We start from the raw sequence: 3,523 nt of genomic DNA, 5'->3' as shown, positions 1-3,523 counted from the left end.
CTCTTCACTTAAAACTACATGTCCGAAGACAATAACTTTAGCTGCAGAAATTCAACCACTGGCAACGTTTCGCTTGCATTAAAACAATTGAATCATTGCTTGATTAAACGTCTGCAAGATGGACAGTTATCCACTCCTGCAGGCGTCCTCACAAGATACCTGCGCATACTTTCAAAGAACTTCGAATCAGGCCTCAGCGCCGTCTTCGTAGGCTGCGACGTTTCCGCCGTAGCGAGCCGCCCATTATAGCCGGCTTTTCCGTTTCGTCAACACCTCGTTTCGAGGATGTTGACTCAACTGCTTCTCCGTCGCCCGAAGGCATCTCGTTGAAGCGAGCCGCCTACTTTAGCAGGCTTTTTGAATCTGTCAACAACTTGTTTGATGAACTTGAAGTTCTTCTTGAAGTTGTCGCTGCAACTGAAGGTGAAAACCAGGTGCTTACATAAAAAGGCAAACCCCTGCAGCGCGAGCTACAGGGGTTTGGGAATAAAACCTTGGCGATGACCTACTCTCGCACAGCTTGAGCTGCACTACCATCGGCGCAGCTGCGTTTCACTTCCGAGTTCGGGATGGGATCGGGTGGTTCCACAGCGCTAATTTCACCAAGGAGACGGTTGGGACGTCGCCATCCAAAGAAACGGATGAGGCGCCAGTCTCGCAGAGGTCTTGTGACGTAGCGTGCACTTGGATCTATCGACATGTCATGTCGGCCAAGGCAACTTGAGGTTATATGGTCAAGCCGCACGGATCATTAGTATCAGTTAGCTCAATGCATTGCTGCACTTACACACCTGACCTATCAACCACGTAGTCTACATGGTTCCTTTAGGGGGCTTGTGCCCCGGGAAGTCTCATCTTGAGGCGCGCTTCCCGCTTAGATGCTTTCAGCGGTTATCGCTTCCGAACATAGCTACCCGGCAATGCCACTGGCGTGACAACCGGAACACCAGAGGTTCGTCCACTCCGGTCCTCTCGTACTAGGAGCAGCCCCTCTCAAACTTCCAACGCCCATGGCAGATAGGGACCGAACTGTCTCACGACGTTCTGAACCCAGCTCGCGTACCACTTTAAATGGCGAACAGCCATACCCTTGGGACCGACTACAGCCCCAGGATGTGATGAGCCGACATCGAGGTGCCAAACACCGCCGTCGATATGAACTCTTGGGCGGTATCAGCCTGTTATCCCCGGAGTACCTTTTATCCGTTGAGCGATGGCCCTTCCATACAGAACCACCGGATCACTAAGTCCTAGTTTCCTACCTGCTTGATCCGTCGATCTTGCAGTCAAGCACGCTTATGCCTTTGCACACAGTGCGCGATGTCCGACCGCGCTGAGCGTACCTTCGAGCTCCTCCGTTACTCTTTAGGAGGAGACCGCCCCAGTCAAACTACCCACCATACACGGTCCCCGATCCAGATAATGGACCTAGGTTAGAACGTCAAGCACGACAGGGTGGTATTTCAAGGATGGCTCCACTGCAGCTAGCGCCACAGTTTCATAGCCTCCCACCTATCCTACACAGACGAACTCAACGTTCAGTGTAAAGCTATAGTAAAGGTTCACGGGGTCTTTCCGTCTTGCCACGGGAACGCTGCATCTTCACAGCGATTTCAATTTCACTGAGTCTCGGGTGGAGACAGCGCCGCTGTCGTTACGCCATTCGTGCAGGTCGGAACTTACCCGACAAGGAATTTCGCTACCTTAGGACCGTTATAGTTACGGCCGCCGTTTACTGGGGCTTCGATCAAGAGCTTCGCCTTGCGGCTGACCCCATCAATTAACCTTCCAGCACCGGGCAGGCGTCACACCCTATACGTCCACTTTCGTGTTTGCAGAGTGCTGTGTTTTTGATAAACAGTCGCAGCGGCCTGGTTACTGCGACCCTCTTCAGCTATAGCTCGCATGAGCCACCAAAAAGGGTGCACCTTCTCCCGAAGTTACGGTGCCATGTTGCCTAGTTCCTTCACCCGAGTTCTCTCAAGCGCCTGAGAATTCTCATCCTACCCACCTGTGTCGGTTTACGGTACGGTCTGCGTAAGCTGAAGCTTAGGAGCTTTTCCTGGAAGCGTGGTATCAGTGACTTCGTCTAAAAGACTCGTCTCGGTGCTCGGTCTTAAAGGATCCCGGATTTGCCAAAGATCCAAACCTACCGCCTTTCCCCGGGACAACCAACGCCCGGTACACCTAACCTTCTCCGTCCCTCCATCGCACTTACGCGAGGTGCAGGAATATTAACCTGCTTCCCATCGACTACGCATTTCTGCCTCGCCTTAGGGGCCGACTCACCCTGCGCCGATTAACGTTGCGCAAGGAAACCTTGGGCTTTCGGCGTGCGGGTTTTTCACCCGCATTATCGTTACTCATGTCAGCATTCGCACTTCCGATACCTCCAGCAAGCTTCTCAACTCACCTTCACAGGCTTACGGAACGCTCCTCTACCGCGCATAACAAAGTTATGCACCCCAAGCTTCGGTTCTGTGCTTAGCCCCGTTAAATCTTCCCCGCAGACCGACTCGACCAGTGAGCTATTACGCTTTCTTTAAAGGGTGGCTGCTTCTAAGCCAACCTCCTGGCTGTCTGTGCCTTTCCACATGGTTTTCCACTTAGCACAAAATTTGGGACCTTAGCTGTGGGTCTGGGTTGTTTCCCTTTTCACGACGGACGTTAGCACCCGCCGTGTGTCTCCCATACAGTCCGTCTCGGTATTCGGAGTTTGCAATGGTTTGGTAAGTCGCGATGACCCCCTAGCCATAACAGTGCTCTACCCCCGAGAGGATACATATGAGGCGCTACCTAAATAGCTTTCGAGGAGAACCAGCTATCTCCGGGTTCGATTAGCTTTTCACTCCTAATCACACCTCATCCCCTACCTTTGCAACGGGAGTGGGTTCGGGCCTCCAGTGCGTGTTACCGCACCTTCACCCTGGGCATGACTAGATCACCCGGTTTCGGGTCTACTGCCCGCGACTATGCGCCCTTATCAGACTCGGTTTCCCTTCGCCTCCCCTATACGGTTAAGCTTGCCACGAACAGTAAGTCGCTGACCCATTATACAAAAGGTACGCAGTCACTCTTTCGAGCTCCTACTGCTTGTACGCACACGGTTTCAGGTTCTATTTCACTCCCCTCTCCGGGGTTCTTTTCGCCTTTCCCTCACGGTACTGGTTCACTATCGGTCGGTCAGTAGTATTTAGCCTTGGAGGATGGTCCCCCCATGTTCAGACAGGGTTTCACGTGCCCCGCCCTACTCGTCTTCACTGATATGGCCCTTTCAAATACAGGGCTATCACCTTCTATGGCCGGCTTTTCCAAACCGTTTTTCTAAAACCATATCAGCTTAAGGGCTGTTCCCCGTTCGCTCGTCGCTACTCAGGGAATCTCGGTTGATTTCTTTTCCTCTGGTTACTTAGATATTTCAGTTCACCAGGTTCGCTTCCAGCAGCTATGTATTCACTGCAGGATACCGCCGAAGCGGTGGGTTTCCCCATTCGGACATTACCGGATCAAAGCTTGTTGCCAG

General features: G+C 52.6%; 2 rRNA genes (1 of these 2 only partly in view). Both read right to left on the bottom strand.

What is annotated here, in order from left to right:
- Window positions 1-492: 492 nt before the first annotated feature.
- A 5S ribosomal RNA gene (rrf, locus tag ACIPR8_RS19975) occupies window positions 493-607 on the bottom strand.
- A gap of 123 nt (window positions 608-730) precedes the next feature.
- Window positions 731-3,523: ribosomal RNA gene (locus ACIPR8_RS19970) — 23S ribosomal RNA — on the bottom strand; it runs 85 nt beyond the window's last position.

The sequence above is a fragment of the Stenotrophomonas sp. LARHCG68 genome, from assembly GCF_052871705.1.
Note: the sequence above shows the minus strand (reverse complement) of the source record. Positions and strands in the feature narration are given on the sequence as shown.